We start from the raw sequence: 26814 nt of genomic DNA, 5'->3' as shown, positions 1-26814 counted from the left end.
CGCCCGACGCGGGGGAGGGTGCGGTTTCGACGAGGGAAGGGCAGGCCGGTGCGGGCCGTGGAGAGGCGGATGCGCGGCGGCTTGCGTGGGTTTATTTGTCGCGGGTGGTCGAGGGGCCGTGTGCGGCACTGTCGGCGCTCATTGAGTCGGTTGGAGTTTGTGAGGCGGCGCGGGCGGTGCGTGAGCACGAACTGCCCGACGCGTTGCGCGGGCCAACCGCCGCGCGTCGCGGATCTGATTCCGCCGCAGCCGATTTGGCGTGCATCACGGCGATGGGTGGGCGTGTCATTACGCCTGACGATGACGAGTGGCCGAGCTGGCGGATGCTCGCACTCAGTCAGCTCGATGCCGAACGCGACCGCGACGCGGCCGTTCCGCTAGTGCTCTGGGCTCGTGGGACGCTGTCGTTGCAGCAAGCATCGGAACGTGCTGTCGCCGTTGTTGGTTCGCGATGCAGCACCGGGTATGGCAATCAGGTCGCCGGGGAGATGTCGGCGGATTTAGCGAGCAGAGGGTGGACCATCGTGTCGGGCGCGGCATTTGGCATCGACGCGGCCGCACACCGCGCGGCGTTGGCGGTCGGCGGCCCGACGGTCGCGGTGCTCGCGTGCGGAATCGATCGGCCGTACCCCGCGCAACACGAGCGACTTTTGGCCGCGATCGCCGAAACCGGCCTTGTATTAAGCGAATACCCGCCAGGTGTCGGCGCGCAGAAGCACCGTTTCCTTGCGCGCAATCGCTTGATCGCCACGCTGGGTGACGGTGTCGTCGTTGTCGAAGCGGGCTTGCGTAGCGGGGCGCGCAATACGGTGAAATGGGCGCGACGGTTGGGCCGACCGGCAATGGCGGTACCGGGGCCTGTCACGTCGGCGGCGTCGGTTGGTTGTCACCGCATGTTGCGCGAATCGGAGACAGTCCTGGTGACCCGCGCCGAAGACGTCATCGACGAGGTAGGCCCGTTGCGCATGCCGGGCGGCGACCCGATGCGCCCCGACGCAGCCGACCAGCTGCGAGGTGCGGAGGCAGACGTGTACGCGGCCCTCCCCGCAATCGGCTCCCGCCTACCGCGCGCTTTGGCAGACCAGACGGGCCTCGACCTGGCAACAGTCCGCGCGGTACTCCCGGGCTTAGAACTACGCGGACTGGTTGGCTGCGATTCGGAAGGATGGTTCAGAGTGACGTCGCGGGCGGCGACGTGATGGACAGCTGTGAGCCGACCAATCATGCTGCACGACAGTGTGACTGGTGCCGGGGGCTCGAAGCCGCGCGATGGTTCCGTGCGTGAGCCTGCCGTAGGGGCACTCGCCGGCGGAGTTTCTTCATGGTTACCGTCAACGTGAGCGGGGACTTGGTTGCCCATGTCCCCGCGCCTCCGTGAGACGGTCCGGTTTCGGTGCGAGCTTTGTGCGGTGCGCGGTGAGCCGCAAAGGCGGGAGGTCGCGTCCATGACCTCGTGCATGCCGATCGCTTAAGCAAACGGTTCCGGCACTCTGTAGCGCTGTGTAGCCGTTTGAGCTTGTGGTTGCCCGACCTGGGATTGGTGCTTCGCCCCAGGATCGAGCCGTCTGATCGGCGGGTGACCAGGGTGACGCCGGGCGTCGGGGGTGGGCGATCGGCGCGGAAGGTTGCGGTCAAGGGCGGGGGGCGTCACGGTGGGGGGATGGATGAGTTGCTGCCCGACGACCTCACCGCGCTCCTCACGGAATTTGGGCGGCATTTGCGGCTCGGGCGGAATCGGTCTGAGCACACCGTGCGGGCCTACCTCGGCGACGTGCGAAATCTGCTGACCCACTTCTATGGGTGTTCTCCAGAAGGGTCCGTTGGTGAGATCGACCTCGCGCTGTTGCGTGGCTGGTTGGCGCGACTCGTCGACGACGATGTCGCGCGCTCCACGCTGGCCCGCCGCGCATCGGCAGCGCGGACCTTCACCGCGTGGCTCACCGAAACTGGCCGCCTCGCCGTCGACCCAGGGCTGCGCCTCGCCGCGCCCAAAGCACACCGCACATTGCCTACCGTGCTCGCACGCAAACAGGCGGAGATCGCGCTCGACGCGGCGGAATCCGGCGCGGCACAACAGGACCCGATGGCGCTGCGTGATCGACTCATTGTGGAGTTGCTCTACGCCACGGGAATTCGCGTCAGCGAACTGTGCGGCCTCGACCTCGACGACCTCGATCGCGAACGTCAGCTGGTGCGCGTCCTAGGCAAGGGCAACAAAGAGCGGTCAGTCCCGTTCGGTCGACCCGCCGACGAGGCGCTAACCGCCTGGCTCCGCGTTGGTCGACCATCGCTGGTGAACGAACGGTCGGGTCGCGCGCTATTCCTGGGTGCAAAGGGTGCCCGCCTCGATCAACGGCAAGCGCGCACCGTCGTCCACGAGGTCACATCGACCGCCCCCGGCGGCGACGTGAGCCCACACGGCCTACGCCACACCGCAGCGACTCACCTACTAGAAGGCGGCGCCGATCTGCGCGTTGTGCAAGAACTACTGGGCCACGCGAGCATGGCAACCACCCAGCTGTACACGCACGTGTCAGCGGAACGCCTACGCCGAGTACACGAACAGGCCCATCCCCGCGCCTGAGGCGGGAGAACTGCTCTGCGCAGGACGAGGGGCAGGTGAGGACGGTAGCGCCAGCAGGGCATGTCGGTGTTTCGTGAGCGAGCACCTGCGCGCCCGTGCGCGGGCCACCGGCGTCGCCTAGTCAGCGACCGAGGGTGAGACCGGTGGGTCGCGGCGCTGGTCCACACCGCGCACCGTCAGGATGGATCGCATGCGCATGAGGTGTAGACGATGACGGTCCCAGCAGAGGCCATGCCAACAGGTGACGACGATGAGGTGGACTACCGGTTCACCCTCGCCAACGAACGCACCTTCCTCGCGTGGGTGCGCACCGCGCTCGGCTTGCTCGCGGGTGGCGTTGCCGTACACACGGTGGTGCAGCCATCGCGGCTCGGCGGTTTCGCAGGCCCGATCGCGACAGCGTGCCTGCTGCTCGCACTGGTCGTCGCCGTCGGCGCGTTCCTCCACTGGCGACGCATTCGCGCCGCTATGCGAGCGGGTGAACCCCTTCCCGGCACCGCGCTCGTTCCGCTGCTGTCGGCTGGCGTGGCGCTCATCGCGGCCTTGGCGTGCTTCGCGATGCTGCTGTCGTGACCGCCGCCGACACCCTCGCGCGCGAACGAACCGCCCTCGCGTGGCGACGAACCGGACTCGGTGCCGCAGGATGTGCCCTCCTTTTCCTCGACGCCGCACTCCGCCAACCCAACGGCACCGGCGTACTTCCGCTGGCAGCCGCGTTCACGGCCTTTGGCTTGACCGGTCTCGGTTGGTGGCGCGCCCAGGCCATCGCGCACGGCAGCTCAACCGCCAGCACAAAGCCGGTGGCAGCGGTGACGACGATGGTCGCGGCCTTGATCGTCGTCGCGCTGATCCGCGTGCTCCAGCTGTAGCGCCAGCCGTGTGCACTCAACTCCCCGTCGGCAACGTCGACAGATACCACCGCGCCGCCAACCGCTGCGCCGCTCGAGCAATTGGCCCAGCCGCGCGCACGTACCAAGCGCCAGGCCGCGAAAACGCCGCTATGACCCCATAAACCGCGCCACTATCCGGTTCATACTCCACCGCGAACAGTTCCTCGCCGATCTCTGGGTGCCCCGGCAACGTGCCGTACGCGAACCCCGCACGATTGGGTTCGTCGATCACGTACACCACTCGACAAGGCGCGTCGACGCCGAACGGCCCAACGGAAATACGAACGGTGATCTCGGTGCCCTGCAACGCGATTCGCGTTTCGGTTCGCGGAAGGAAGCCCACTCCTTTGTGAATGCCGAAGCTCAGGATGTGCGCTGCCGCTCGGTCGAACAGGTCGCGCCCGTGCCCAATCAGCTTCCGTTCGCGAAACTGGTGATAGCCCTGGGGAAATGGCGTCGCGCGGGTAGCTCCGACGTCGGGATAGGTGAACGGCGCATCGGCATCGGGCATGTCCCGATTGTCCACCCACGCGACCGCGATGCGTCCTTGGCTGCGAGGAAGAACTCATGCCAGCACCGGTTTCAAGCGCAATGGCACCTCGTGCAGTAGTCCGAGCGGATCGAGATACTCGCGCCGACTATGCGCGCCTTGGTCGCGCCGCGCACCCCAGTGCAAGCACGCAGCAGCAGGACAACCGGCGTGCCCACTCACTAGCGACCCAATAACCGCCCCGCGCGCGACCCGCTGTCCCACGCGGACCGTGGCCTTCACCGGCTCGTACGTAGTGCGTATTCCGCCCTCGTGGTCGACAGACACCACCGGTTTATCCGCCACTTCGCCCGCGAAAACGACGATGCCCGCGCCAGCGGAATGCACGCGCTGTCCTTCGCTGCCAGCTAGGTCGACACCACGATGCCCGGGCAGCCAGTCGTGCTCAGGTCGGTCGAAGCGCCGCTCAACGGCAGGTCGCGGTTGTAGCGGCCACGTGTACGCGCCCGTCGCGACACCGACCGCTGGTCCCGCACCGGTGACAGTGGTGCCGACCATAACGGCGAAAAACACCGCCAACGCGCCAGCAAGGCGTTTGCGACGAGCGCGACGCAACGCGGCTAGCTCACGACGGGCTTTGGCGGTGTGCCGCCCGGTGCGAACGGGCGGCGGCGGCAGGGCGATGGGCCACTGGCCGATCAGGGTGGTTTGCCTCGCGTACTCGGTCATGCCGTCAACTGTGCGGCCGCCGCAGGGGTCCAAACGCCAAAAAATTACATTTGTGGATAACTTTCTCAATTGTGGATAACGCGCACTTCAAACGCGTTTTCCTGGGCTTTCGCGCGGGGGCGATTTCGGCCTCGGAAGCCCTGCGCGTAGACTGATATCGCGGTTTGTGCCGGGATGGCTCGTTGAGCACCCACGCAAACCGACTTCGCGCGCCACCCGTGCATGTCTCTCGCCGCTTCTGCCAGCCGTTAAGGCCGAGCGTTCGGTAAGGAACAGTGAAATCGTCGGCTGGTCTCGGTCCATGTGACCGAGCCGGGGATTTCGGTGGCGCCAGGGCGGCTGATCACCGATCTACCGCGGCAACCGGCAACGAAAGAAGGATACGAGGGCTATGCCTGTCGTAACTATGAAGCAGCTGCTTGACAGCGGCGCGCACTTCGGCCACCAGACTCGTCGGTGGAACCCGAAGATGAAGCGGTTCATCTTCACCGACCGCAACGGCATCTACATCATCGATTTGCAGCAGACGCTGACCTACATCGACAAGGCCTACGAGTTCGTCAAGGAGACCGTTGCCCACGGCGGCACCGTTCTCTTCGTCGGCACCAAGAAGCAGGCGCAGGAGTCGATCGCTTCCGAGGCCACTCGCGTCGGAATGCCTTACGTCAACCAGCGTTGGCTCGGTGGCATGCTCACCAACTTCTCCACCGTGCACAAGCGCCTTCAGCGCCTCAAAGAACTCGAGGCGATGGAGCAGACCGGTGGCTTCGAGGGTCGCACCAAGAAGGAAATCCTCATGCTCACGCGTGAGATGACCAAGCTCGACCGCACCCTCGGCGGTATCCGCGACATGGCCAAGGTTCCTTCGGCCATCTGGGTCGTTGACACCAACAAGGAGCACATCGCCGTCGGCGAGGCGCGCAAGCTGAACATCCCGGTCATCGCGATCCTGGATACCAACTGCGACCCCGACCTGGTCGACTACCCGATCCCGGGTAACGACGACGCGATCCGTTCGGCCGCTCTGCTCACCAAGGTTGTGGCTTCGGCCGTGGCCGAGGGCGTGCAGGCTCGCGCGGGCCGTGCTTCCGGCGATGTGAAGCCTGAGGCTGGCGCAGGCGAGCCCCTCCCCGAGTGGGAGCAGGAGCTGCTCGCGCAGGCTGCCCCCAACGCGGTCACCGAGGCTGAGGCGACTGCCGCCGAGGCCGACGCCACCGTCGCCCCCACCGCTGGTGGCGAGGTTGTCGCGGACGCCGCTAAGGAAGAGCCGACTCCGGCCGACTTCTGAGCCGATCGCTAGCTCACTGTTCACCTTGCCGACCCATCTGTATTCAGGTGTGGTCGGCAAGGTGGGCTAAGTCAGAAAAACTTGTAGGGCCGACCGAGATGCACCGGAAACGGCCGACAACCCGCGGGCGTTAGCCCGCCACAGACACAGAGAGGGCGCGCCCCCATGGCGAACTACACCGCCGCTGACGTGAAGCGACTCCGTGAGCTCACCGGCTCCGGCATGATGGACTGCAAGAACGCGCTGGCCGAGTCGGACGGCGATTTCGACAAGGCCGTTGAGGTGCTGCGCATCAAGGGTGCCAAGGACGTTGGCAAGCGCGCCGAGCGCGCCACCGCCGAGGGTCTGGTCATCGCTCGCGATGGCGTCATGGTCGAGATCAACTCCGAGACCGACTTCGTCGCCAAGAACGCGGAGTTCCAGGAGCTGGCCGAGGCGATCGTTACCGCCGCCGCTGCCGCCAAGCCCGCCGATCTCGACGCCCTGAAGGCGCTCAAGCTCGACAACAGCACCGTCGACGAGGCCGTGCAGGCGCTTGCCGCCAAGATCGGCGAGAAGCTCGAACTGCGTCGCGTCGTTTCCTTCGACGGCCCGGTCGCCACCTACCTGCACAAGCGTGCTTCGGACCTGCCGCCCGCCGTCGGCGTGCTCATCGAGTACGAAGGCGAAGGCGACGCCGCTGCCGAGGCCGCTCGTGCCGCTGGCATGCAGGTTGCCGCGCTCAAGGCCAAGTACGTTTCGCGCGAAGAGGTCCCCGCCGACCTGGTCGAGGCCGAGCGTCGCATCGCCGAGCAGACCGCTCGCGAAGAGGGCAAGCCTGAGGCCGCCCTGCCGAAGATCACCGAAGGCCGCGTCAACGGCTTCTTCAAGGACGTCGTGCTGCTTGAGCAGGCCGCCGTTACCGACTCGAAGAAGACCGTCAAGGCCCTTCTTGACGAGGCTGGCGTCACCCTGAAGCGTTTCGCGCGCTTCGAGGTCGGCCAGTCCTAGTCGCACCCGCGTAAACGGGCCCTCGTGCACTTCGCACGGGGGCCCGTTTTGCTCGCTGTTGACGTCGCGAATCAGCGTTGACGGCGGGCGTCAACCGCCGCGCGGGAGGGGGTCTGCTACCGCTCCCGCAACCGCATAAGGCAGGATGGATGCCGCTCTGCCCTGCACTGCGCGCCGATTTCCTGCCGCAGTCGCGCTCCCACCCGTTCGCAGCCGAAGGAGACCATCACCCATGACCGACCCGGGTAACGACCGCCCTGGATACAACCGGGTGCTGCTCAAGCTGGGTGGGGAGATGTTCGGTGGCGGGGGCGTTGGCCTCGACCCGGACGTGGTGCAGACCGTCGCGCAGCAGATCGCCGAAATCGTCGAAACTGGCGTTCAGGTGGCTGTCGTGATTGGCGGCGGCAACTTCTTCCGCGGTGCCGAGTTGGAGGAGCGCGGTATGGAACGCGCGCGCTCGGACTACATGGGCATGCTCGGCACCGTGATGAATAGCCTTGCGCTGCAAGACTTTCTGCAGCAAGAGGGCATCGACACGCGCGTGCAGACCGCCATCACGATGGGCCAGGTCGCCGAGCCCTACCTTCCGCTGCGCGCGAAGCGCCACCTGGAAAAGGGTCGCGTCGTCATCTTCGGCGCTGGCATGGGCATGCCCTACTTCTCCACCGACACCACCGCCGCCCAGCGTGCGCTGGAAATCGGCGCCGAAGTGGTGCTAATGGCCAAGGCGGTCGACGGTGTGTACGACGCTGACCCGCGCATTGACGAGAACGCCAGTATGTTCACCGAGATCACGCACAAAGAAGTGATCGAAAAGGGTCTCAAGGTCGCCGATGCGACGGCCTTTAGTCTCTGCATGGACAACCAGATGCCGATGCTGGTGTTCAATTTGTTGACTGAGGGCAATATCGCCCGCGCGGTCGCCGGTGAACCCATCGGCACCCTGGTTCGGTCCTGACACCGCATCCGCGGAAGATGACGATGACGACGCTGTGGAGGAATCGGTCGTGATTGATGAAGCGCTCTTCGACGCCGAGGAGAAGATGGACAAGGCCGTCGCGGTAGCCAAGGACGACCTGGGCACCATCCGCACCGGCCGCGCCAACCCGGGCATGTTCGCTCGTGTGCTGGTTGAGTACTACGGCTCGCTCACCCCGATCACCCAAATCTCCAGCATCACGGTGCCGGAGCCGCGCATGGTCGTGATCAAGCCTTACGAGCAGAGCCAGCTTGGCCCGATCGAAAACGCTATCCGTAACTCGGATTTGGGCGTCAACCCCACTAACAACGGTGACATCCTGCGCATCACTGTCCCGCAGCTCACCGAGGAACGCCGCCGCGACATGGTCAAGATGGCCAAGGGCAAGGGCGAAGACGCGAAGGTCTCCATCCGCAACGTCCGCCGCAAGGCGATGGACGAGCTCAGCCGCATCCAGAAGGACGGCGAAGCGGGCGAGGACGAGGTCGGGCGCGCCGAAAAGGAACTCGACAAGACCACCGCGAAGTACGTGGGCCAGATCGACGAGCTGGTCAAGCACAAGGAAGCCGAACTGCTCGAGGTCTAAGACCGCGGGTAGTCCCGCTCGTGCGGGGGATGAACGGAACGACGAGTTGAGCGACGGGACAATCGTGGCTGAAGACGCTGCCGGCGCGGCACCCGAGATCGGGTCCGACGACATCGAGGCCGCGGTTGGCGACAAAAACAACGGCAAGCCGCCTACTTCGCGCGCGGGCCGTAATTTGCCTGCCGCGTTGGCGGTTGGTCTTGGGCTCGGCCTGTCGCTGATCGCGATTTTGCTGTTCGTTCCGAAGGTTTTCATCGGTGTCGTCGGCGTCGCTGTCGCGGTCGCGACGTGGGAAGTCACGAAGCGCCTGCGTGAAGCCGACGTGCTTGTGCCGCGTATTCCGTTGCTTGTCGGCGGTCAGGCGGTGTTTTGGCTTGGCTGGCCGTTCGGCGCGGACGGCGTACTCGGTGCGTTCGCGGCGACCGCGCTGGTGATTATGGTGTGGCGCCTTTTCGACCACGGACTCACGACCGCACCGAAAAACTTCCTGCGTGACACCGCGATCGCGCTCTTTACGCTGACGTGGATTCCGCTGCTCGCGTCCTTCGCGACGCTGCTACTCCTCGAACCCGACGGCAACCTGCGCGTCCTCACCTTCATGATCTTGGTTGTGTGCTCGGACGTCGGCGGTTACGTGGCTGGCGTGCTGTTCGGCAAACATCCGATGGTGCCCGCGATCAGCCCGAAGAAGTCGTGGGAAGGCTTCTGCGGTTCGCTCGTGTTCAGCGTGATCGGCGGGTTGCTGACCGTCACGTTGTTGCTGGAAGCCAATTCGATGATCGGCGTCGTGCTTGGCGTTGGCCTGGTTGTCGTCGCGACGTTGGGCGACCTGATTGAGTCGCAGGTCAAACGCGAATTGGGCATCAAAGACATGGGCACGTTGCTGCCCGGCCACGGCGGCATCATGGACCGGCTCGACTCGATGCTGCCGTCGGCGTTCGTTTCGTGGTTGGTGCTGAGCGCGCTGCTCTAGCGCGACTTCTTCGCGGCGTGGCGCATTTGCAACATGCGCGCGCCGCCGACCAGTCCCATCACTAGCGCGCCGCCGATCACCGAGAGCAGCACCGTGATGCCGAGCGGCATCGAGAAGTTCCAGAACAGCACGTCGACCTGGGCTTGCTCAAGGTTTTGCAGGATGAAAATCAGCAGCACGATGCCGATAATCGCGGCAATGAGCAGGCCAATCCAGGCGTAACCGGTCCGTGTGTTCGGGACCGCTGGCGCGGGTGCCGGGGTGCCAGCGGGAAGCGGCGGCTCTGGGATTTCACCATTGGGCCCAGACTCGGCATTGGTAGTCATCCTTCGATCATGGCCGATGGCTATGAACAGTGCACGCATCTTCTCGGTAACATGGTCAAACTATGGCCACCTCCGTTCCGCTCGTCTTCGACGCTCCCCGCCGTGGCATGCCGCCGCGACACCTCGCAGATCTCGATTCAGACGAGCGCAAAGTGGCGGTGCAGGAGCTTGGTTTGCCCAAGTTCCGTGCCGACCAGGTGGCTCGCCAGTATTACGGTCGCCTCCAAGCTGATCCCGCGCTGATGACCGACCTGCCCGCTGACGTGCGCGAGAAGGTCGGCGACGCATTGTTCCCGCCGCTGCTTTCGGTGGTTCGCCACATCGCGTGCGACGAGGGCGACACCCGCAAGACGCTGTGGCGCGCCCACGACGGGACGCTGCTGGAAAGCGTGCTCATGCGCTACCCCGACCGCAATACGCTGTGCATTTCGAGCCAGGCGGGTTGTGGGATGGCGTGCCCGTTCTGCGCGACTGGCCAGGCGGGCCTCACGCGCAACCTGTCGACCGCCGAGATTGTCGACCAGGTGCGCGCCGCCGCCGCGTCCTTGCGCGACGGTGAGGTGCACGGTGGTCCGGGTCGCCTGTCCAACATCGTGTTCATGGGCATGGGTGAGCCGCTCGCGAATTACAAGCGGGTGGTGAACGCGGTTCGTCGTATTACGTCGCCCGCGCCGGATGGTCTTGGGATTTCGCAGCGTTCGGTGACGGTGTCGACCGTTGGTTTGGCGCCAGCGATCCGGAAGTTGGCTGACGAGGATATGTCGGTGCGTCTGGCGGTGTCGCTGCATACGCCTGACGATGAATTGCGTGACACGTTGGTTCCGGTGAATAACCGTTGGTCGGTGGATGAGGTTCTCGACGCGGCGCGTTATTACGCGGATAAGTCGGGTCGTCGGGTGTCGATTGAGTACGCGTTGATTCGTGATGTGAATGACCAGCCTTGGCGGGCAGACCTTTTGGGTAAGAAGCTGCATCAGGCGTTGGGTCCGTTGGTGCATGTGAACTTGATTCCGTTGAATCCGACGCCGGGTAGTGAGTGGGATGCGAGCCCGAAACCTGTTGAGCGCGAGTTTGTTCGGCGGGTGATCGCGCAGGGTGTGTCGTGCACTGTGCGTGACACGCGTGGTCAGGAGATCGCGGCGGCGTGCGGGCAGTTGGCAGCAGAAGGCTGAGTTCACCTGTGGCGTCCAGCGATGTTGATGGCTCCGGAAGCCGAGTTGGACCGAGGTACCGGGGCGGGACGTCGTCATCGCGGTTGCGGATGGTCAGGGTGGGGCCGACGCCGACGGTAGGTTTGGTGTATGGATGACGACTCACCTGCGGATCGGCTCCGGCTTGCGGTCGGTATGTTCGAGTTCGGCTTGGGAATGCAGCGCGCTCGACTTCGTCGTAAGCATCCGGACGCGGACGAGTCGGTGATCGATTCAGCGATTGACGAGTGGTTACTGTCGCGACCGTATGAGCCGCTCGGCGGAGGGCGAGGCCGACCGTCGGCCAGGTTTGCATGAATCCGCTCGAGGCTGCGCTCCGGAAGGCTGCTTCCGATCTTGATCAGCGCGGATGTCAGTGGTCAATCGTTGGAGGGTTCGCGGTGTCGGCCCGATCGAACCCACGATTCACGGCAGATATCGACATCGCTGCTGCGGTTTGTGATGACGCCCAAGCCGAAGATCTGGTGCAGTCGTTGATAGCGGCCGGGTAGCAGTTGTTCGCTGTGTCGGCAGCGAGTGGGACGCCAGCCCGAAGCCGGACGAACGCGAATTCGCGCGCCGTGCGGTCGCGCAGGGCGGCGCGTGCATGGTGCGGGATATGCGTGGCAAGGGGTCGCCGCCGCCCGTGGGCGATTGGCGGCGGAGGGCCAGCTTCGGCAGCGTGACCAGCACTTTTTGTAGACGCCCATCTACAGTTTGCGCTTGTCGCAACTTGCTAGCGATGCCTACGATCCTCGCATGTACTGTCTCGCGTTCGCGATTGTGACGCCCGGTTCATATGACTGGGAAGCGTTCTTAGACAAAGCATTCCAGAACCTCCCCAGGGAGGAGCGCCGCGATGGTGCGCCATGCTACGACAGCATCGCGATCGGATGTCATTGGGCGCGCGGGCTACTCTGGCGCGATCGCTTAGGCGAACTTCCGCCGGACATGCCCTTCCCGGAGCCGCCCTTCCTCGAATACGACCGCAACGAGGCCCGCAGAATCGCTGACGTGGCCATCGACGAAAGGTTCTTCCCCACGCCACACGGCTACTTCACCCCTGACGCCGCTTATCACCCGGTAGACCAATACAGCCGCAACGACTGGTGGACCTTCCGAAGCACGGTGCTGACCTATCCAGACCATCTACTGATCCCCCTCGCGTGCCACTGCTGACGACCGCGAGGCGGGCTGGCGAACGTGTCGGCGGGTGTGGTTACCCTGGCGATCGTCGCTGACCACTGTCTCCATCGAACGCTCGGAGGTCGAAGCAAGCGAGAGCCCACTGATCGACGCGGCGCTTCTTCTCTGACGAGCATGCCTGCCAGGGCCTAGTCGGGGTAACGGGTAACGGCATTGGAAAAGTCGACCTCATCCGCTTCAGTACGGTCGCGCTACCGGTGAGAGGCTGACTCGCGCCGCGCAAGTGCTGTCGAGGGTGAGCACAGTCGGTTCCCCACCAACCGACTGTGCGCCAAGGTAATTCGCAGCCGGTCTAGCTTGGGATGGCAAATCCAACTCCAGTAGCACCCATTCGAGCGAAATCGCTTTTGCCAAACGCGACGCCCGTGAACCGCTCAAGTGCGACAAGTCCCTTGGCGATCCGGTGACGGTAGTCATCGAAATCCAGCCCAGACAGGACCGGTCCAAGCGCGGGGTCGTGCTGCGGCTCGCCGAGCTCAAACGCGGCGATAACTCGACCCTCTGTCGCGAAGGACAGTTGCGTAACCCCGTTGACGTTCCAAAACAGCGATGCCACACGCGTTCCCCGCGATAACGCCTCCAGTTCGGGCATCTGGCTGCCTCGAAAACCGTTGTCCTCAACCGCCAAGACCGCGTTGTTGAGCGGAACAACGGTGACCCACGGGTCGCCACCGCTCATCGCACGCTCCTCAAGCGCATCGATCTTCTGCGGCAGCGCGGGGTCGGCACCGAATGCCCGAAGAACGGTGTCGAGATCACTGATTGCCACCAGGGTGATCGTCGCGGCTTCGCTAATCGCCGATTGCTCGACCCATCGATACGCGTCTTCCGGGTTAGCAACGGGCACAGGCTCAGCTTCGCCTCGCAAGAGGTGACCGAGCCGATCCGTGCGTTTGTGCACTTGTGTTTCGGCCAGCGGTGCCTGCCAGACCGTGAGTTGGTAGGACTCCTGGCCGTGGGCATCGTCGCGGCCAGTCGCGTGCACCCGAACACGGTAGGTTCCAGCCCACGGTGGCGTTTGCTCGTCCATCGACCCAAAACCGCCGTGACCTGGCGACGGAATCGCGCCGATGACCGAAGCGAGGCCGCGATCCGCGGTCCACGAGACTTCGACCACCTCGTCCCAGTGGACCGACTCAATATCGACTGGTGGTTTGTCGAAGACCACGACACGCACCGAGACGATGCCATCAGGCCTTCCGGTTCGTACTGCGATTCCGCCGGGAACAACGGCGACCAGGCCGTTCTCACTGAAATCGGCGGTCGCGAGAAACTCAGTCTCTGTCAGCGCAAATTGGTGATCAATGGCGCGTACGGTGCCTGACGAATAGCGCGGGTACAGGTACTGCTCGCGGACTTTGGCGAGGTGCGCGGCAGCATAAGCAGCGGGCATCGGCGCTTCGCGAAGCAGTGGGCAAGCCGCGATAAGGCCAGCGCCGATTACTCTCGTCGGGTCGTCGCACTCGCCGAGTGACCGCAATACGATCGCAGCTACGGCGACTCCTAAGGCCAGGTACGCCCCGCCATGTTCGGCCGCGACCCCAGCCTCGTCGAGCGATCGGCCGGACGTTTGGGTGGAACGCAGTTGTGTGACAACGTCGGGATGCTCGCTGAACCGGGCGGTCATCGCGCTAACCAGCTCAACCGCGCCCGGGCGCAATCGCATCAATCTATCGACCGCGCTGGTTATCTCACTGCCACCCGCTATGTAACTGAACATGACCGCTCGGTCGTCCTGGGGCTTCGGCAGTAACGCGACAACATTCGGCGCTGCTGGCACGGCAAGGTCGGCGACGAGCAACTCAAGAGCGCCGAGTATACGTTCCGGCAAACACTGGCCCAGCATTGAGAGCTCCGCGCTGACACCGCGCTCGGCGACGGCCTGCGCTGCGTATTCGTGGCCGGTCGCCCTCAGTTGCCCGAGCGTCGCCGCGGGCGAGGGCGGGATTCGTGGCCGCACTGCCCGCATTGCTTCGATTACGGCAGGTGAAAGCTGGTCGATGAGCGCACCCGGAATTTCCGTCATCGTCCGAATGTACGGGTAGTGCTCATGCCAGAAGTTTCCGTCTGGCATATTCTGGGCAATGCGTTCCGCGAGCTTGCGAGTAAACCCTTCCGCAGTCGTCGCGGCGGTGACGGGGACGCTGGTCGGCTTCTCGGCTGGTTACCTCATCGAGCATGTGCCACCAACGCAATCAGCTAGCTACTCCGCCGGGTCCGCGCTGTTCGCGACTGGACCAATGACAGTCGTCGGGATCGGGGTCCTCACCGCGATCCTGGCAATGTGTCTGCTGCGTTGGCGGTGCCTTCGTTTTCGATCCGCATCGATCGCCGGGCTGTTCGGTTTCGCAGTGCTCGGTGGGCTGTCGGCGTTGCCAGCACCGCGCGAATGGAATGAGTTGCCGATCGCGGCCGGTGTTGGCGTCGGGCTGCTGATCGTTCCTGCCGTCGCACTGCCGCGCAGTCGGGTCTGGTTCGGGCTGTCCATCGTCATCGGATTGGTGTTGGGTCGCCGGTTCGATGAGCTGCTTGGGTCTGACGCGGGACGACTCATTAACTACGTGGATGGTCCGTTCATCCCCGATGGCGTCGCGTTTACCAGCATCGCGTTGGCGACGGCGCTCGCCATTGCCGTCGCGGGATCGGCGTTCTCGCGTGCTGACGTTGAGTTCGACGCATCGCCTAGGCTCGTCGCGGTGAGCGCGGCAATCCCGCTCGCGATCGGTGTTGCCCTGCGATTGAGTGACCAGCTGGACTGGGCCTCAACGACCAGCGCCCTTGGGTGGATAACGATCCTATTGGCGCTTGTCGTCGCTGCCTTCGTGGCGGTCCTCTGCCGACTGTTGCCGACCCACTCCGGCATTTCGGTGGCAAGTTGGAGCGCGGCGGCCGCGGCCCTGAGCGTCGTATCGGCAGCAACGATTGAACCGAAAAATGTCCTGTGGGGGCACGAGCCGAGTCGGGCGGGGTTTCTAGGTGCCGCTGCTGTGCTTGCTCTCGGTGGCTATTGCGGAAGGCGATGGAGTCGCCCGCTTGTCGCCGTCGGGTTGTGTGCGGCGGCGGTATTGAGTTATGGCGTCGCGCAGCTGTTGTCCGGTGGTCAGGTCGCGGCGTGTGGAGCGGTGTTGTTCGCTGTGGGATTCGCCGTTGCGGCGAGCTTCCCAACGACACCGATATTGCTGATCAGTCTGCCGACGTTCGTGGCATTCGGACTACTTGCCAGCCGCGTTCTCGCCACCTGGTTCGCGCCGCCGGTGCCGCGGATCGCTGACTACTACGGCCCAACGGCAGCGCACGTAACCCTTGGGTTTGCCATTACAGACCAAGGCGGATCAGGTGATTTCGGTTGGACCGCCTACGCCGTTGAGTCCGGAGCGGCGCCCCACTATTCGTGGGTGGGGTTACTCGCGGCCCTGCTTGTCATCGTGACGTGCGCGTTTCTAGTCGCTGTCCGCGCTGGGAACTCACCGCGCACCACAAACTAAGGCGAACAGCAATGCGGCGTTTGCGGGCACGCAACCCCCCATCACCACAAGCTAATCGGCGTCACATTGTCGTCGTAGGGGAGTAGTCCGTCGACCTGCGCGTCTACCGACATCTCCAAAAGTGTGATGTCGCCGCCAAGGTTGTCCAAAAAGGCGATGTCGGCGGCGTCTCGGCCCGTCGCGATGCGCACCATCGTGCTGCGCGGGGCCAAGCAGGTTGGGTCTAACGTGTGCCAACGGCCGTCGACGTATGCTTCGGCGACCGCGTGAAAGTCCATTGGTACGCAGCCCGGCGCGTAAACGGCGGCCACGCGGGCCGGTACCCCAACCGCGCGCAACAACGCAACGACCAAGTGGGAGAAGTCGCGGCACACGCCTGTGCCCGACAGCAGCGTTTCCACTGCCCCGTCGATCGGCGCGCTCGTCCCAGCGACGTAGGAGATGCGACGACCAACGTAAGCGGCAACCCGGGCGGGTACGCCGGGATCGGCTATCCCGTAACCGAATTCGGCCGCGGCGAAGCCAAGCAACTTATCCGATTCCGCATACCGACTCGGCCGACGGTACAGCGCGAGCTCGTAATCGGACCCTCGCTCGAAAAGCGCGTTCCCAACGATGGTCGCCTGGTAATCGACAACAAGCGTCCCCGCGTGAGCGTCAAGCACATGCATCCGGGTCCCGTTCGGACCGAAAATCTCACGCGGCGTGAGCAATTCACCATCAAGCTGACACGTGAGCTTCTCGGTGATGCTCAGTCCCTGCTGCGGCGCGACCGCGATCTGTAATTGCAGTAGCGAATCGGCGTGTACCGCCACGGTCAACTGTGCTGAGACATCCCGTTTCACGGGGTAAGGGTCGCACCAAAAACGTTGATGCGCAGGAGTTATCACGGCGGGACCGGTTCGACGCACTGGTCGGCGATGGTTGGGTATGGCGCGCGACACAGCCGGAAAACCAACGCACACAATCACACTCGAACTTGAGGCGGGCAATGGCTCGCTGATGATCTTGGGCAAGATGCTCGGCGCGACCGGCATCAAACCGTTCGAAGTGAAAAAGCACTACGACACCGTCACCGCACAACATCGCGGCGAGATCATCCCCGCTGTCATTACTATTGACGCGCGCAAACGCTGGACGATGCGCCTGAAAACCCCGCCGACCGCGTCACTGATCCGCAAGGCAGCGGGCATTCCGAAGGGCACACCAGGTCGAAAAGAAGTCGGTGTCCTTACCCGCGACCAACTGCGCAAGATCGCCCAACGCAAGCTGCCTGACCTCAACACTGTCGACATCGAAGCCGCGATGCGCATTGTCGCTGGCACCGCGCGCTCGATGGGTGTGCGCATCGTCGACTGATTTCTGTCATACCGATTTGGTAGGGTCCTGCGCGTCGGGGTGATAAGCGGGATTCGGAGGTCGTCAGTGGTTTCTGACGGGACGGTGTTCGCCGGGTACACCATCGATCGGTTACTCGGGCGCGGCGGAATGGGCTCGGTCTACCTTGCCCGGCACCCCCGACTGCCCAGGTGGACGGCGTTGAAGGTGCTCAATCAGGAGTTGTTCTCCGACAGTGAGATCCGCGCGCGCTTCGAGCGCGAAGCCGATCTCGTCGCCCAACTCGATCACCCGAATATCGTCACGGTTTTCGATCGCGGCCTCGAAGGCGACCAACTGTGGATCAGCATGCAATACGTCGACGGTGTCGACGCGTCGATGCTCAATCCGCAAACCCTGCCACCAGACCGTGCGGTGCAGATCATCGGTGAGACCGCCGCCGCGCTCGACTACGCGCATCGCGCTGGCGTGCTGCACCGCGACGTGAAACCGGCCAACATCCTGCTCGCCCGTTCCGATAGCCAGGAACGCGTGTACCTCACCGACTTTGGCATCGCCCGCCTGCGCGACGACTCGGGTCATCTCACCGAAACCGGTTCCTTCACCGCCACCCTGGCCTATGCCGCGCCCGAGCAGCTCACCGGCGCGCCGCTTGACCATCGGGCCGACCAGTATTCCCTCGCCTGCACCCTGTACTCGCTGCTCACCGGCGCTGCCCCCTATGAAGCGCCGAGCCCGGCCGCCGTCATCACCGGCCACCTCCAATCGCCGCCGCCACCGATCAGCCCTCGGCGTGGCGGACTATCGCCCGCCTTGGACGCGGTGATGAATCGCGCGCTGGCCAAGCGGCCAGCTGACCGGTTCGACACCTGCGGCGAATTCGTTGAGGCCACGCAACGGGCGATGCGGACCAGCACGGGCGCGCGGCCGATCGTTCGACCTACGTCCGGCGCGCATGTGATCGCGACCCCGCCGGTCCAGCCGGTTAGGCCGTCGACGCCGCAGCATCCAACGCCGTTCCGCCCGCCTGTGGTTCCGCAACGCGCACCACAACCTCAGCAACGGGTGCAGCCAAGTCAACCGGCCTGGGTAGCCCCTCAACGCACCGGCCAGCCGATCCCGGTGCAGCAGTTCGCGCCGCCACCGCGCCCGGTTGTCCCGCAACGTCGCACCAACTGGGGTGCGGCCATCGCGCTGTATGTCGGCCTGTTGCTCGCGGTTGGTTTGCTCGCGGCGCTCATCGCGATGCTGGCGTCTTAGCGGGTGGGCATATTCTTGTCCGAATGAGTGACTTCGAGAACCGCGAGTTCGATGTCAGCGTGGCCGAGCAGATCGACCTGACCCGCTTGCGCCGCTTTGTCGCCGTCGCCGAGGAGTTGCATTTCGCCCGCGCTGCCAAGGCGCTGCACATTCCGCGCCAGGCGCTGAGCGCGACAACGATCGAGTTGGAAGCCGAGTTGGGCACGCACCTGTTCGTGCCTGGCGCGTCGCCGACGCAACTCACCGACGAAGGGCGAGCGCTGCTCGACTGGGCGCGCGAGGTCATTCGCGCCGCCGAACAGGCTGAGCGCGAACAAAAGCCCGAAACCGAACCGGGTTTCCGGGTGGGTTTCGTTGACGGTGTCACGGTGTCAAAGTGGGCCCGAATCTGGGCTGACCGACTGCCTGACGTGCCGCTTGAGGTGGTCGGCATCCCGCAAGCCGAGCAGCAGCAGGCGCTGGTCGACGGCCGCGTCGACGTCTGCTTCGTCCGCCTGCCCATCAATCGCGATGTCCTGCACGCGATTCCGCTGTGGAGTGAAACACCGGTCGCGGTGGTGCGCAAGGAAGACGAGCTGTCGCTCCTCGATGCGCTCACCCCGGCCGACCTAGCTGACGAAATCGTCCAGGACACAACCGAACTCGACACCGCCGTCGACGCGCTCGCGATGGTCGCCGCGGTTGGCGGTGCGGCGATCGTGCCGCAGTCGATCGCGCGCCTGCATCACCGTCGCGACCTGGTCTATCGCCCGATCAGCGACACCGACTTCACCGAAATCGCGCTGGCATGGCCGGTCGACAGCGACGATTCGGAATTGCGCGAGGAGTTCGTCGGCATCGTGCGTGGACGGTCGGCGAATAGTTCGCGCGGCGTCGCCGCAGAGCCCGCGCGGGAGTCGAAGCCAGCGGCGAAACAGAAGCAGGCCCCGAAGAAGAAGCCCGCGCCGTCGGCCAAGGGTGGCGCGAAACAGCCTGGGCGACAAGCGAATTCGCGCGGCGCTTCCGGCAGTGCACGCAAGTCGGGCGGACGTCGAGGACGCTAGTACGCGAAAAGCCGCCGCCCGAACTAACTAGGGCGGCGGCTTTTCGGTACTAAAACCTACTTCGGGATCCGGTGCGTGAGCGAATCGACCACGAGGATCAGTGCGATAATGCCCGCGAAGCCGATGAGGAAGATGTCTTCGACATGGCCCTGGTGGTTACCGATGGTCATGGCCAGCAGCGCGACAACCACGATCCAACCCGCGACCTGGGCGGTGCGGCGCGACTCACCACTCCAACCCCATTCGGCGGAAGGAACTTCGGCGGGGTCGACCTTGCTGGTGGCGACGGCGCGCTCGGTCTTGGCTGGTTCGAGGTCCGTGGCTGCCACGATCGCTCCTTAGGGCTTGAGTTTCATCAAAGGAAAGACTGCCCATATCGTGGCATACGACCGTCCGTCGTAGCCAGCAGCCCTGCCACAATGGGGCCGTGTCCGTCCCCGCACCGCGTGCAGCGCACGCTGACTCGTCCCCAGCCGACCGGGTGAAGGTGCTGCTCTTGGGCAGTACAGGCTCGATTGGCACGCAGGCGTTAGAGGTGATCGCCGCCAATCCCGACCGCTTCGAGGTCGTCGGTTTGGCGGCGCGCGGCGGCAACCCGCAGCTATTAGGCGAGCAAATGGCGGCGACGGGCACGCGCAATGTCGCGGTGGCCGAGCCAACCGCAGGGGCGGCGCTGAACATCGACCTCGCTGGCCCAGGCGCGGTCACCGAATTGGTTCGCCGCACCGAAGCCGACGTCGTGCTCAACGCGCTCGTCGGCTCGCTCGGCCTCGAACCCACCCTCGCCACGCTCGAATCCGGCACGCGACTCGCCCTCGCGAACAAGGAATCGCTCGTCGCGGGCGGGTCGCTAGTCACGCGGGCGGCGGCACCCGGCCAGATCGTCCCGGTCGACTCCGAGCACTCGGCCCTCGCGCAGTGCCTTAGAGGCGGGAGCCCCGACGAGGTCGCGCGACTTGTCCTCACCGCGTCCGGCGGACCCTTTCGCGGGTGGACAACCGAGATGCTCGAATCGGTGAACCCCGACGAAGCGAAAACCCACCCGACCTGGTCGATGGGCCCGATGAACACGCTCAATTCGGCGTCGCTGGTGAATAAGGGTCTGGAACTGATCGAGACGCATCTGCTTTTCGGTATTCCCTATGACCGCATTGACGTGACCGTGCACCCGCAGTCGATCGTGCATTCGATGGTGACGTTTACCGACGGGTCGACGCTCGCCCAGGCGAGCCCACCCGACATGCGCCTGCCGATCGCGCTGGCGCTCGGCTGGCCCGACCGCATCCCTGGCGCGGCGAGGTCCTGCGACTTCACCACCGCGTCAACCTGGACCTTCGAACCCGTCGACGACGCGGTTTTCCCCGCGATCACCCTTGCCCGCGCGGCTGGTGAAGCGGGCGGCAGCATGACCGCGATCTACAACGCCGCCAACGAAGTCGCCGTCAGCGCCTTCCTCGACGGCAAGATCACCTTCCCCGGCATCGTCGCCATAATTGAACGGACCCTTGCGGCAGCCGACCAGTGGCGCGACGAACCAGATACCCTGGACGACGTCCTGGCGGCCGATCGCTGGGCACGGGAATTCGCGGCCGCGAGCTTCACGGCCTGACGCGGCGCTGCCGCCGAGGAGACAGAGCACACATGGTATTTGCGCTGGGGTTCGCGCTGTTCGCCCTGGGAATCACAATTTCAATCGCCCTCCACGAGTGCGGGCACATGTGGGCAGCCCAGGCAACCGGCATGAAAGTGCGGCGCTACTTCATCGGTTTCGGGCCCAAGATTTTCTCGTTCCGACGTGGGGAAACCGAATACGGGCTCAAGGCGCTGCCGCTCGGCGGATTCTGCGATATCGCGGGCATGACCGCGCTCGACGAACTCGAACCCGAGGAAGTCGAACGGGCCATGTACCGGCAGTCCACGTGGAAACGCCTGGTCGTGATGTTCGGCGGTATCGCGATGAACTTCGCGCTCGGGTTCATCCTGCTCGTGATCCTCGCCGTTGGATGGGGGCTGCCGCAGCTTGAGCAGCCAGCGGCAACCTCGATCGGCTCGTTCGGCTGCGTCGCGCAGGAAAAGCCCGACAAGACCCTCGTGCCGTGCGCTGGCGAAGGACCCGCGCAGCGCGCCGGACTCCAGCGTGGCGACGTGGTCAAGGCCGTCAACGGCGTGCCCGTCACCACCTGGGCGCAGTTCCAGGCGGAAACGCAGAAGCAGACCGGCCCGTTCGCCTACACCGTCGAACGCGGTGGCAAGACCATGTCGGTCACCGTCACGCCTGAACGGACCACCCGGTATGCGAAGGCGGGCGAAGCGCCACGCGAGGTGAGCGCTGTTGGCGTCGGCCCCGATTTCGCCGAGCCGCAGAAGTACGGCGTGGTCGCCGCGATTCCAGCGACGGCCGTCTTCACCGGCGATTTCTTCATCGAAACGGTGAAGTCGCTGGCGAAGATGCCGCAGAAGGTCGGCGCGCTGTGGACCGCGGTCACCGGCGGCGAACGCGACCCAGAAACGCCCGTCAGCGTCTACGGCGCGAGTCGCATCGGCGGCGAGACCGCCGAACGCGGCCTGTGGGGCGTGTTCATCATGGTGCTCGCGAGCCTGAACTTCTTCCTCGGCGCGTTCAACCTGCTCCCGCTGCTGCCGTTGGACGGCGGCCACATCGCGGTCGTGCTGTATGAGAAGGCGCGCGACACCGTGCGCGGCTGGATGGGCAAGGTCCCCGCTGGCCCGGTCGACTACTTGAAGTTGCTGCCGGTCACGTACGTGGCCGTGGTCATCGGCGGCGCGTTCATGCTGTTGACGCTCGCCGCCGACATCGTGAACCCGATCACCTTGAAATAAGGCGCTTCGCAAACCTTGCCAGTCCACGGTCGCGGTGGGTGCGCCTGGGACTAAGCTCGGAGTCAACACGAAATGAGGCCATGACCGTGACCAGCACCATCGGATTGGGGATGCCCGCCGCGCCCGCTGCCGTGCTCGCACCTCGGCGCAAAACGCGGCAGCTCATGGTCGGCGGCGTCGGGGTTGGCAGCGACTACCCGATTTCGGTGCAGTCGATGACGACGACCAAAACCCACGACATCAACGCGACGTTGCAGCAGATCGCCGAGCTCACCGCGTCTGGCTGCGACATCGTGCGCGTCGCGTGTCCGCGTCAGGAAGACGCCGACGCGCTCGCCACCATCGCGAAGAAGTCGCAGATCCCGGTGATCGCCGACATCCACTTCCAGCCGCGCTACATTTTCGCCGCGATCGACGCGGGTTGCGCCGCGGTGCGCGTAAACCCGGGCAACATCAAGGAATTCGACGGCCGCGTCGGTGAAGTCGCGAAAGCTGCTGCGGCAGCGGGCATTCCGATTCGCATCGGGGTCAACGCCGGTTCGCTCGACAAGCGGATGCTCGAAAAGTACGGCAAAGCAACGCCGGAAGCGCTTGTCGAATCGGCACTTTGGGAGGCAAGCCTCTTCGAGGAGCACGGCTTCGGCGACATCAAAATCTCGGTGAAGCACAACGATCCCGTCGTGATGGTCGAGGCGTATCGCCAGCTCGCTGCCCAAAGCGACTACCCGCTGCACCTCGGTGTCACCGAAGCTGGCCCGGCGTTTCAGGGCACGATCAAGTCGGCCGTCGCGTTCGGCGCGCTGCTTGCCGAAGGCATTGGCGACACCATCCGCGTCTCGTTGTCCGCGCCGCCCGCCGAGGAAATCAAGGTCGGTACACAAATCCTGCAATCGCTGAACCTGCGTCCGCGCAAGCTGGAAATCGTGTCGTGCCCGTCGTGCGGGCGCGCCCAGGTCGACGTTTACACCCTCGCCGACGCCGTCGCCGCTGGCCTCGACGGCCTTGAGGTCCCGTTGCGTGTCGCTGTCATGGGTTGTGTCGTGAACGGCCCAGGTGAGGCGCGGGAAGCCGACCTTGGCGTCGCGTCCGGCAACGGCAAGGGGCAGATCTTCGTCAAGGGTGAAGTCATCAAGACCGTGCCCGAAGCCCAGATCGTCGAGACGCTCATCGAAGAGGCCATGCGCATCGCCGAGGAAATGGGCGAACAGCCGGGCAGCGAACCGTCGGTCATCGTGAGTTAGCGCAGGCCACGGTCGGGCGTCGAATTCTCGCGACCCATACCGCCACGCCAGCTTTCATGGCAGTCTGGGCCTTGTGCGGAGTCTGCTAGAGCCGACGCGACGGTCCAAATCCGTTCCCGCGCGCCCGGTGCCAAACAAGGACCTGGGCGAAGTTCTTCGTGTGCTCGATGCCGATCCCATTGCCTGCTGCATGGTCGCCGCACGCATTCAGGAATTCGGCATCAGCACTCGGGCGGGTATGGGCGAATTGTGGTCGCGCGGCGGCCCCGACGATTCGCTGTGCTTTTCCGGCGCCAACCTGGTCCCGCTGCGTGGTGACGTCGCCGCCATCCGCGCGTTCGCTGAGCGCGCTGGTCGGTGGCCGCGGTTGTGCTCGTCGGTCGTCGGCCGACAGGAACTCGCGCTGCCGCTGTGGGAACTGCTTCGCCCCGAATGGGGACCTGCACGCGAATTACGCGCTGAACAGCCGCTGCTCGCCCTCGCCGACGTCGCGCGGGCGCGCCCCGACATTCGCGTCCGACGCGTGCGTCCTGATGAACTCGACCGCTACCTCAGTGCCGCGATCGCGATGTTCATCGAGGAAGTCGGCGTCGACCCCCGCGCGGGCGATGGTGGTCGCGCCTACCGCAGGCGCATCAAGAGCCTGATCGACTCCGGTCGTGCATGGGCCCGTTTCGAAGACGGCGAAGTGCTATTCAAGGCCGAGATCGGTTCGCTTTCGCGTCGCACCGGCCAGATCCAAGGCGTCTGGGTCCACCCCGACCGACGCGGTTCGGGCCTGGGTACCGCGGGCACCGCGACCATCGCGAATGCCGTTGTAGCAACGGGCCGCACGGCCAGCCTGTACGTCAACGACTACAACCAACCTGCCCGCCGCGCGTACAGCCGCGTCGGCTTCCGTCAGGTCGCGACGTTCTGCACGGTCCTGCTCGACTGACATGCGAAACGCCCAGCCGCTCGAAAGCGACTGGGCGTTGGCAGGAAACTCAGCAAACTCAGAAAACTCAGCGACCAGTCGACAGTGACGCCGGTCGCGCGACGGTGTCGTCGGTGGTGAGCAACCCGCGCACCACCGCAAGCGACGTGTCTTGGGGATGTTCGGTAGCCGGGCGATGCACCACGATGCTGTAATCGGCCGGTCGCGGGCTGGGTTCGAGTCCCTGTCCCTCGAGCGAGTCAATGGCGACAGCGCCGCCGATGATCATTCCCGCAGTGGTCAAAAGCAAGGTAGAACGCCTCATGAATCGTCTCCCTGTCCGCCGAGGCTGCCCATCGGCTGATGCACTCACGGTAGGCGCGGGAGCAGATTCTCAACAGGCGTGCGGACGGAGCGCAACGCAATCGTTGCCCTGTGTGCGGATCGCGATCGAACAGGGTTAGCCCTGGTAGGGGTTATAAAACGCGGCTCAGGAAACGCGCTGCAACGTCGCCGAGAGGTGATGCTGCAGCGGCTCGCCGACGGCGGCCATGCGCAGCGTGTAGTCGATGGTGTCGCCGGTGACGTGAAGCGAACGACCAACGGCCGTCACCGGTTTCGCTGACGCGCTCGCCCCGATGGTCGACGAGTTCAGTTCGAGTCGAATCCCGTCGACGGTTTCGGTGACCGTGCCTTCGCAAATTTCGGTGATTCCGGTCGGGTGGGCGAGCACCAACTCGACGCGACCAGGCGAAGGCGACCTCAAGTAGCCGGTTTCGGCGTGCAACGGCCGACCGTCGGCACCTTTCGTCATCTGCCGATACGTGAAGAACGGTCGACCAGCGTGACCGAATTCGATCTCCTCGCGATAGTCGAACGGCTCGATCGTCGGGTATTCGCCGTGGCCGATGCCACGCCATGTCCCGAGTAGCGGGACCAGCGCCGCGACGCTCGGATGCGGTTCGACGGACGCGAAATTCACTGGTTGGGCCACGTGCGTCAGCCTAGACCGAGCGCTAGCGCCGACTTCCCGGCACGCCGTCAGCGGTACCAGGCTAAGGTGAGCCTTGCCTGAACACCGCCACGGTGATGGGTCGAAAGGAAATGAACGTGAAGCAGAAGTTGGCGCGTGGCGCGGTGCTCGGAATGGCACTGCTCGTCGCGGCGGCGTGTTCGAACTCGAATTCCGAGCACACCGATGACGTGACCCCGGTCGACGGCAACCGCTACAGCCAGACCAACCTGGCCGCGACCGACGATTCCTACCACGCACAGTTCACCTTCCCCGAGATGGTCAACGCGTGGGGCATCGCCGACCGACCCAAGGGCGCGGGCGGCCACTTCTGGATTGGCGCGGGCGGCAAGTCCTACCAATTCCTCGGCGACGTGCACGCATCGGCCGATCCCAAGCTGCAGAAGCTCAGCCAGGATCAGCTCAAGCTCGTTGGTATCCCCGGCGCCGACGCCGACACCTCGGACAAGAGCATCGGCAAAACAACCGGCGTCGCGTTCAACCCCGCGCCGCTGAACTCCGACTCGTTCGTCGTGCGTGACCAGTGGGTCGACGTCGACGGCACGCCGGTTCCGCTTACCGGTTCGTCGCGGTTCATCTTCGCCACCGATTCGGGCAAGATCTCGGGATGGACCGAACAGGGCCCCGAAGGCGCGATCATCCGTCGCGACGGCGGCGCGAACCTCACCTTCGACGGTTCCGCCCAGGGCATGGCGTTCTTCGGCATCGCGCTCGACCCGTCGGGGGAGAAGCTGCTCGCCGCCGATTTCGGCACCGACCCGCAGATCCGCACGTTCGACAAGTTCTGGCAGCCCGTCGCGACGACCGGCTACGCGAACCCCTTCGCGACCGGCGCGCCGATCGACCCCGCCAACCCGGACAAGGGCAAGAAGGCGAAGCCCGGCGATCCCGCCCCGTTTAACGTGACGACGGTCGGCAGCCGCGTTTTCGTCTCGTACGCGATCACCAAGCCCGACGAGGCCGACGCCAAGGCGTTCGACAAGGCCGAGGAAGACGCCCTCGACGCCGACGCCGAGAAGAAGGCCAACGGCAAGCCCGACAAGGGCAAGGTCGCTGAGTTCGACGCCACCGGCAAGCTGGTCCGCATCATCAACGACGGCGGTCGGATGAACGCGCCGTGGGCGGTGACGATCGCGCCGTCGAACTTCGGCGCGCTCTCGGGCAAGCTGCTGATCGGCAACTTCGGTGGCCTCGGCCGCGTGCTCGCCTACGACGACACGACAGGCACCTTCACCGACTACGTGCGTGACGCGGACGCGAAGCCGGTCGAGATCGCGGGCCTGTGGGGCCTGATGTTCGGTAACGGTGAAAGCCTTGGCGATTCGAACGCGCTGTACTTCACCGCCGGTCCTGACGACGAGAAGGCTGGCCTGTTCGGCAGCCTCCGCACTAAGTAATCACTATGGCGTGCCGGGCATTTCGC

Annotated in this window: 29 protein-coding genes; 21 read left to right on the top strand and 8 right to left on the bottom strand. The window is 64.9% G+C overall.

All coding sequences use genetic code 11. From position 1 onward, the window contains the following. Positions 1–95: 95 nt before the first annotated feature. The 4 genes from dprA to IEX78_RS06415 all read left to right on the top strand — a co-directional run bounded on the left by dprA (position 96) and on the right by IEX78_RS06415 (position 3453). The gene (dprA, locus tag IEX78_RS06430) at positions 96–1199 is read left to right on the top strand and encodes a DNA-processing protein DprA (RefSeq protein ID WP_229683799.1); all 1104 of its coding nucleotides are present in this window, start codon (positions 96–98) and stop codon (positions 1197–1199) included. A gap of 461 nt (positions 1200–1660) precedes the next feature. Next, positions 1661–2584 carry a tyrosine recombinase XerC gene (locus IEX78_RS06425; RefSeq protein WP_188827841.1) on the top strand — a complete coding sequence of 308 codons (924 nt, stop codon included), beginning with the start codon at positions 1661–1663 and terminating at the stop codon, positions 2582–2584. A 210-nt stretch (positions 2585–2794) separates the two neighbouring features. After that, a complete protein-coding gene (locus IEX78_RS06420) occupies positions 2795–3157 on the top strand; it encodes a YidH family protein (RefSeq protein WP_188827840.1) in 363 nt (120 codons plus the stop codon). Further along, a complete protein-coding gene (locus IEX78_RS06415; protein WP_188827839.1) occupies positions 3154–3453 on the top strand; it encodes a DUF202 domain-containing protein in 300 nt (99 codons plus the stop codon). The genes IEX78_RS06420 and IEX78_RS06415 overlap by 4 nt, the downstream gene beginning before the upstream one ends. A gap of 16 nt (positions 3454–3469) precedes the next feature. Here IEX78_RS06415 and IEX78_RS06410 read toward each other — a convergent pair whose 3' ends face one another. Continuing rightward, positions 3470–3985 carry a DUF1990 domain-containing protein gene (locus IEX78_RS06410; RefSeq protein ID WP_188827838.1) on the bottom strand — a complete coding sequence of 172 codons (516 nt, stop codon included), beginning with the start codon at positions 3983–3985 and terminating at the stop codon, positions 3470–3472. Positions 3986–4039: 54 nt separating this feature from the next. Beyond that, positions 4040–4522, bottom strand: coding sequence for a M23 family metallopeptidase (locus IEX78_RS06405; RefSeq protein WP_188828280.1), 483 nt, complete (start codon positions 4520–4522; stop codon positions 4040–4042). A 562-nt stretch (positions 4523–5084) separates the two neighbouring features. On the opposite strand from IEX78_RS06405, the gene rpsB reads away from it, so the two are divergent. The 5 genes from rpsB to IEX78_RS06380 all read left to right on the top strand — a co-directional run bounded on the left by rpsB (position 5085) and on the right by IEX78_RS06380 (position 9512). Continuing rightward, the gene (gene rpsB, locus IEX78_RS06400; RefSeq protein WP_188827837.1) at positions 5085–5981 is read left to right on the top strand and encodes a 30S ribosomal protein S2; all 897 of its coding nucleotides are present in this window, start codon (positions 5085–5087) and stop codon (positions 5979–5981) included. 165 nt (positions 5982–6146) lie between these two features. Continuing rightward, on the top strand, positions 6147–6971 hold the full coding sequence (gene tsf / locus IEX78_RS06395) for a translation elongation factor Ts (protein ID WP_188827836.1): 825 nt from the start codon (positions 6147–6149) through the stop codon (positions 6969–6971). Positions 6972–7203: 232 nt separating this feature from the next. Beyond that, positions 7204–7932 carry a UMP kinase gene (gene pyrH, locus IEX78_RS06390; RefSeq protein ID WP_188827835.1) on the top strand — a complete coding sequence of 243 codons (729 nt, stop codon included), beginning with the start codon at positions 7204–7206 and terminating at the stop codon, positions 7930–7932. 49 nt (positions 7933–7981) lie between these two features. Further along, the gene (frr, locus tag IEX78_RS06385) at positions 7982–8539 is read left to right on the top strand and encodes a ribosome recycling factor (RefSeq protein ID WP_188827834.1); all 558 of its coding nucleotides are present in this window, start codon (positions 7982–7984) and stop codon (positions 8537–8539) included. 97 nt (positions 8540–8636) lie between these two features. Continuing rightward, positions 8637–9512, top strand: coding sequence for a phosphatidate cytidylyltransferase (locus IEX78_RS06380; RefSeq protein ID WP_373291542.1), 876 nt, complete (start codon positions 8637–8639; stop codon positions 9510–9512). Here the strand turns inward: IEX78_RS06380 and IEX78_RS06375 are convergent. Further along, on the bottom strand, positions 9509–9838 hold the full coding sequence (locus IEX78_RS06375; RefSeq protein WP_188827833.1) for a LapA family protein: 330 nt from the start codon (positions 9836–9838) through the stop codon (positions 9509–9511). The two genes, IEX78_RS06380 and IEX78_RS06375, sit on opposite strands and share 4 nt — an antisense overlap. Positions 9839–9900: 62 nt before the next feature. On the opposite strand from IEX78_RS06375, the gene rlmN reads away from it, so the two are divergent. The 3 genes from rlmN to IEX78_RS06365 all read left to right on the top strand — a co-directional run bounded on the left by rlmN (position 9901) and on the right by IEX78_RS06365 (position 12207). Further along, on the top strand, positions 9901–11010 hold the full coding sequence (rlmN, locus tag IEX78_RS06370) for a dual-specificity RNA methyltransferase RlmN (protein ID WP_188827832.1): 1110 nt from the start codon (positions 9901–9903) through the stop codon (positions 11008–11010). Positions 11011–11139: 129 nt separating this feature from the next. Continuing rightward, positions 11140–11346 carry a hypothetical protein gene (locus tag IEX78_RS24125; RefSeq protein ID WP_268240879.1) on the top strand — a complete coding sequence of 69 codons (207 nt, stop codon included), beginning with the start codon at positions 11140–11142 and terminating at the stop codon, positions 11344–11346. 405 nt (positions 11347–11751) lie between these two features. After that, positions 11752–12207, top strand: coding sequence for a hypothetical protein (locus tag IEX78_RS06365; RefSeq protein WP_188827831.1), 456 nt, complete (start codon positions 11752–11754; stop codon positions 12205–12207). Positions 12208–12526: 319 nt separating this feature from the next. Here IEX78_RS06365 and IEX78_RS06360 read toward each other — a convergent pair whose 3' ends face one another. Further along, positions 12527–14260, bottom strand: coding sequence for a DUF6461 domain-containing protein (locus IEX78_RS06360; protein WP_188827830.1), 1734 nt, complete (start codon positions 14258–14260; stop codon positions 12527–12529). A 58-nt stretch (positions 14261–14318) separates the two neighbouring features. On the opposite strand from IEX78_RS06360, the gene IEX78_RS06355 reads away from it, so the two are divergent. Continuing rightward, the gene (locus IEX78_RS06355) at positions 14319–15719 is read left to right on the top strand and encodes a hypothetical protein (RefSeq protein WP_188827829.1); all 1401 of its coding nucleotides are present in this window, start codon (positions 14319–14321) and stop codon (positions 15717–15719) included. A gap of 41 nt (positions 15720–15760) precedes the next feature. Here IEX78_RS06355 and IEX78_RS06350 read toward each other — a convergent pair whose 3' ends face one another. After that, on the bottom strand, positions 15761–16564 hold the full coding sequence (locus IEX78_RS06350) for a transglutaminase-like domain-containing protein (protein ID WP_188827828.1): 804 nt from the start codon (positions 16562–16564) through the stop codon (positions 15761–15763). A gap of 85 nt (positions 16565–16649) precedes the next feature. Here IEX78_RS06350 and IEX78_RS06345 point away from each other — a divergent pair, with 85 nt between their 5' ends. The 3 genes from IEX78_RS06345 (at position 16650) to IEX78_RS06335 (ending at position 19360) form a co-directional block, all read left to right on the top strand. Beyond that, positions 16650–17078 carry an uL11 family ribosomal protein gene (locus tag IEX78_RS06345; RefSeq protein WP_188827827.1) on the top strand — a complete coding sequence of 143 codons (429 nt, stop codon included), beginning with the start codon at positions 16650–16652 and terminating at the stop codon, positions 17076–17078. Positions 17079–17144: 66 nt separating this feature from the next. Then, positions 17145–18317, top strand: a complete 1173-nt coding sequence (locus IEX78_RS06340) for a protein kinase domain-containing protein (protein WP_188827826.1) — start codon at positions 17145–17147, stop codon at positions 18315–18317. A 23-nt stretch (positions 18318–18340) separates the two neighbouring features. Next, positions 18341–19360: a LysR family transcriptional regulator gene (locus tag IEX78_RS06335; RefSeq protein WP_188827825.1), complete on the top strand. Its 1020-nt coding sequence runs from the start codon at positions 18341–18343 to the stop codon at positions 19358–19360. 56 nt (positions 19361–19416) lie between these two features. On the opposite strand, the gene IEX78_RS06330 is transcribed toward IEX78_RS06335, so the two are convergent. Continuing rightward, positions 19417–19689, bottom strand: coding sequence for a DUF2631 domain-containing protein (locus IEX78_RS06330; protein ID WP_188827824.1), 273 nt, complete (start codon positions 19687–19689; stop codon positions 19417–19419). A 98-nt stretch (positions 19690–19787) separates the two neighbouring features. Between IEX78_RS06330 and dxr the strand changes: the two genes are divergently transcribed. The 4 genes from dxr (at position 19788) to IEX78_RS06310 (ending at position 24379) form a co-directional block, all read left to right on the top strand. Further along, on the top strand, positions 19788–20969 hold the full coding sequence (gene dxr / locus IEX78_RS06325) for a 1-deoxy-D-xylulose-5-phosphate reductoisomerase (protein WP_229683739.1): 1182 nt from the start codon (positions 19788–19790) through the stop codon (positions 20967–20969). A gap of 32 nt (positions 20970–21001) precedes the next feature. Continuing rightward, positions 21002–22201 carry a M50 family metallopeptidase gene (locus IEX78_RS06320; protein ID WP_188827823.1) on the top strand — a complete coding sequence of 400 codons (1200 nt, stop codon included), beginning with the start codon at positions 21002–21004 and terminating at the stop codon, positions 22199–22201. Between the two features lie 86 nt (positions 22202–22287). Beyond that, positions 22288–23442 carry a flavodoxin-dependent (E)-4-hydroxy-3-methylbut-2-enyl-diphosphate synthase gene (gene ispG / locus IEX78_RS06315; RefSeq protein ID WP_188827822.1) on the top strand — a complete coding sequence of 385 codons (1155 nt, stop codon included), beginning with the start codon at positions 22288–22290 and terminating at the stop codon, positions 23440–23442. 127 nt (positions 23443–23569) lie between these two features. Then, positions 23570–24379: a GNAT family N-acetyltransferase gene (locus IEX78_RS06310; protein ID WP_373291541.1), complete on the top strand. Its 810-nt coding sequence runs from the start codon at positions 23570–23572 to the stop codon at positions 24377–24379. A gap of 67 nt (positions 24380–24446) precedes the next feature. On the opposite strand, the gene IEX78_RS06305 is transcribed toward IEX78_RS06310, so the two are convergent. Beyond that, a complete protein-coding gene (locus tag IEX78_RS06305; protein ID WP_188827820.1) occupies positions 24447–24683 on the bottom strand; it encodes a hypothetical protein in 237 nt (78 codons plus the stop codon). 165 nt (positions 24684–24848) lie between these two features. Then, positions 24849–25361 carry a peroxynitrite isomerase gene (locus IEX78_RS06300; RefSeq protein ID WP_188828277.1) on the bottom strand — a complete coding sequence of 171 codons (513 nt, stop codon included), beginning with the start codon at positions 25359–25361 and terminating at the stop codon, positions 24849–24851. 101 nt (positions 25362–25462) lie between these two features. Here IEX78_RS06300 and IEX78_RS06295 point away from each other — a divergent pair, with 101 nt between their 5' ends. Next, positions 25463–26788, top strand: coding sequence for a TIGR03118 family protein (locus IEX78_RS06295; RefSeq protein ID WP_188827819.1), 1326 nt, complete (start codon positions 25463–25465; stop codon positions 26786–26788). Positions 26789–26814: the final 26 nt, after the last annotated feature.

This window comes from Nocardia camponoti (assembly GCF_014646135.1).
Lineage (GTDB): Bacteria > Actinomycetota > Actinomycetes > Mycobacteriales > Mycobacteriaceae > Nocardia > Nocardia camponoti.
The sequence above is the reverse complement of the archived record's forward strand: the minus strand, read 5'-3'. Positions and strand labels throughout refer to the sequence as shown.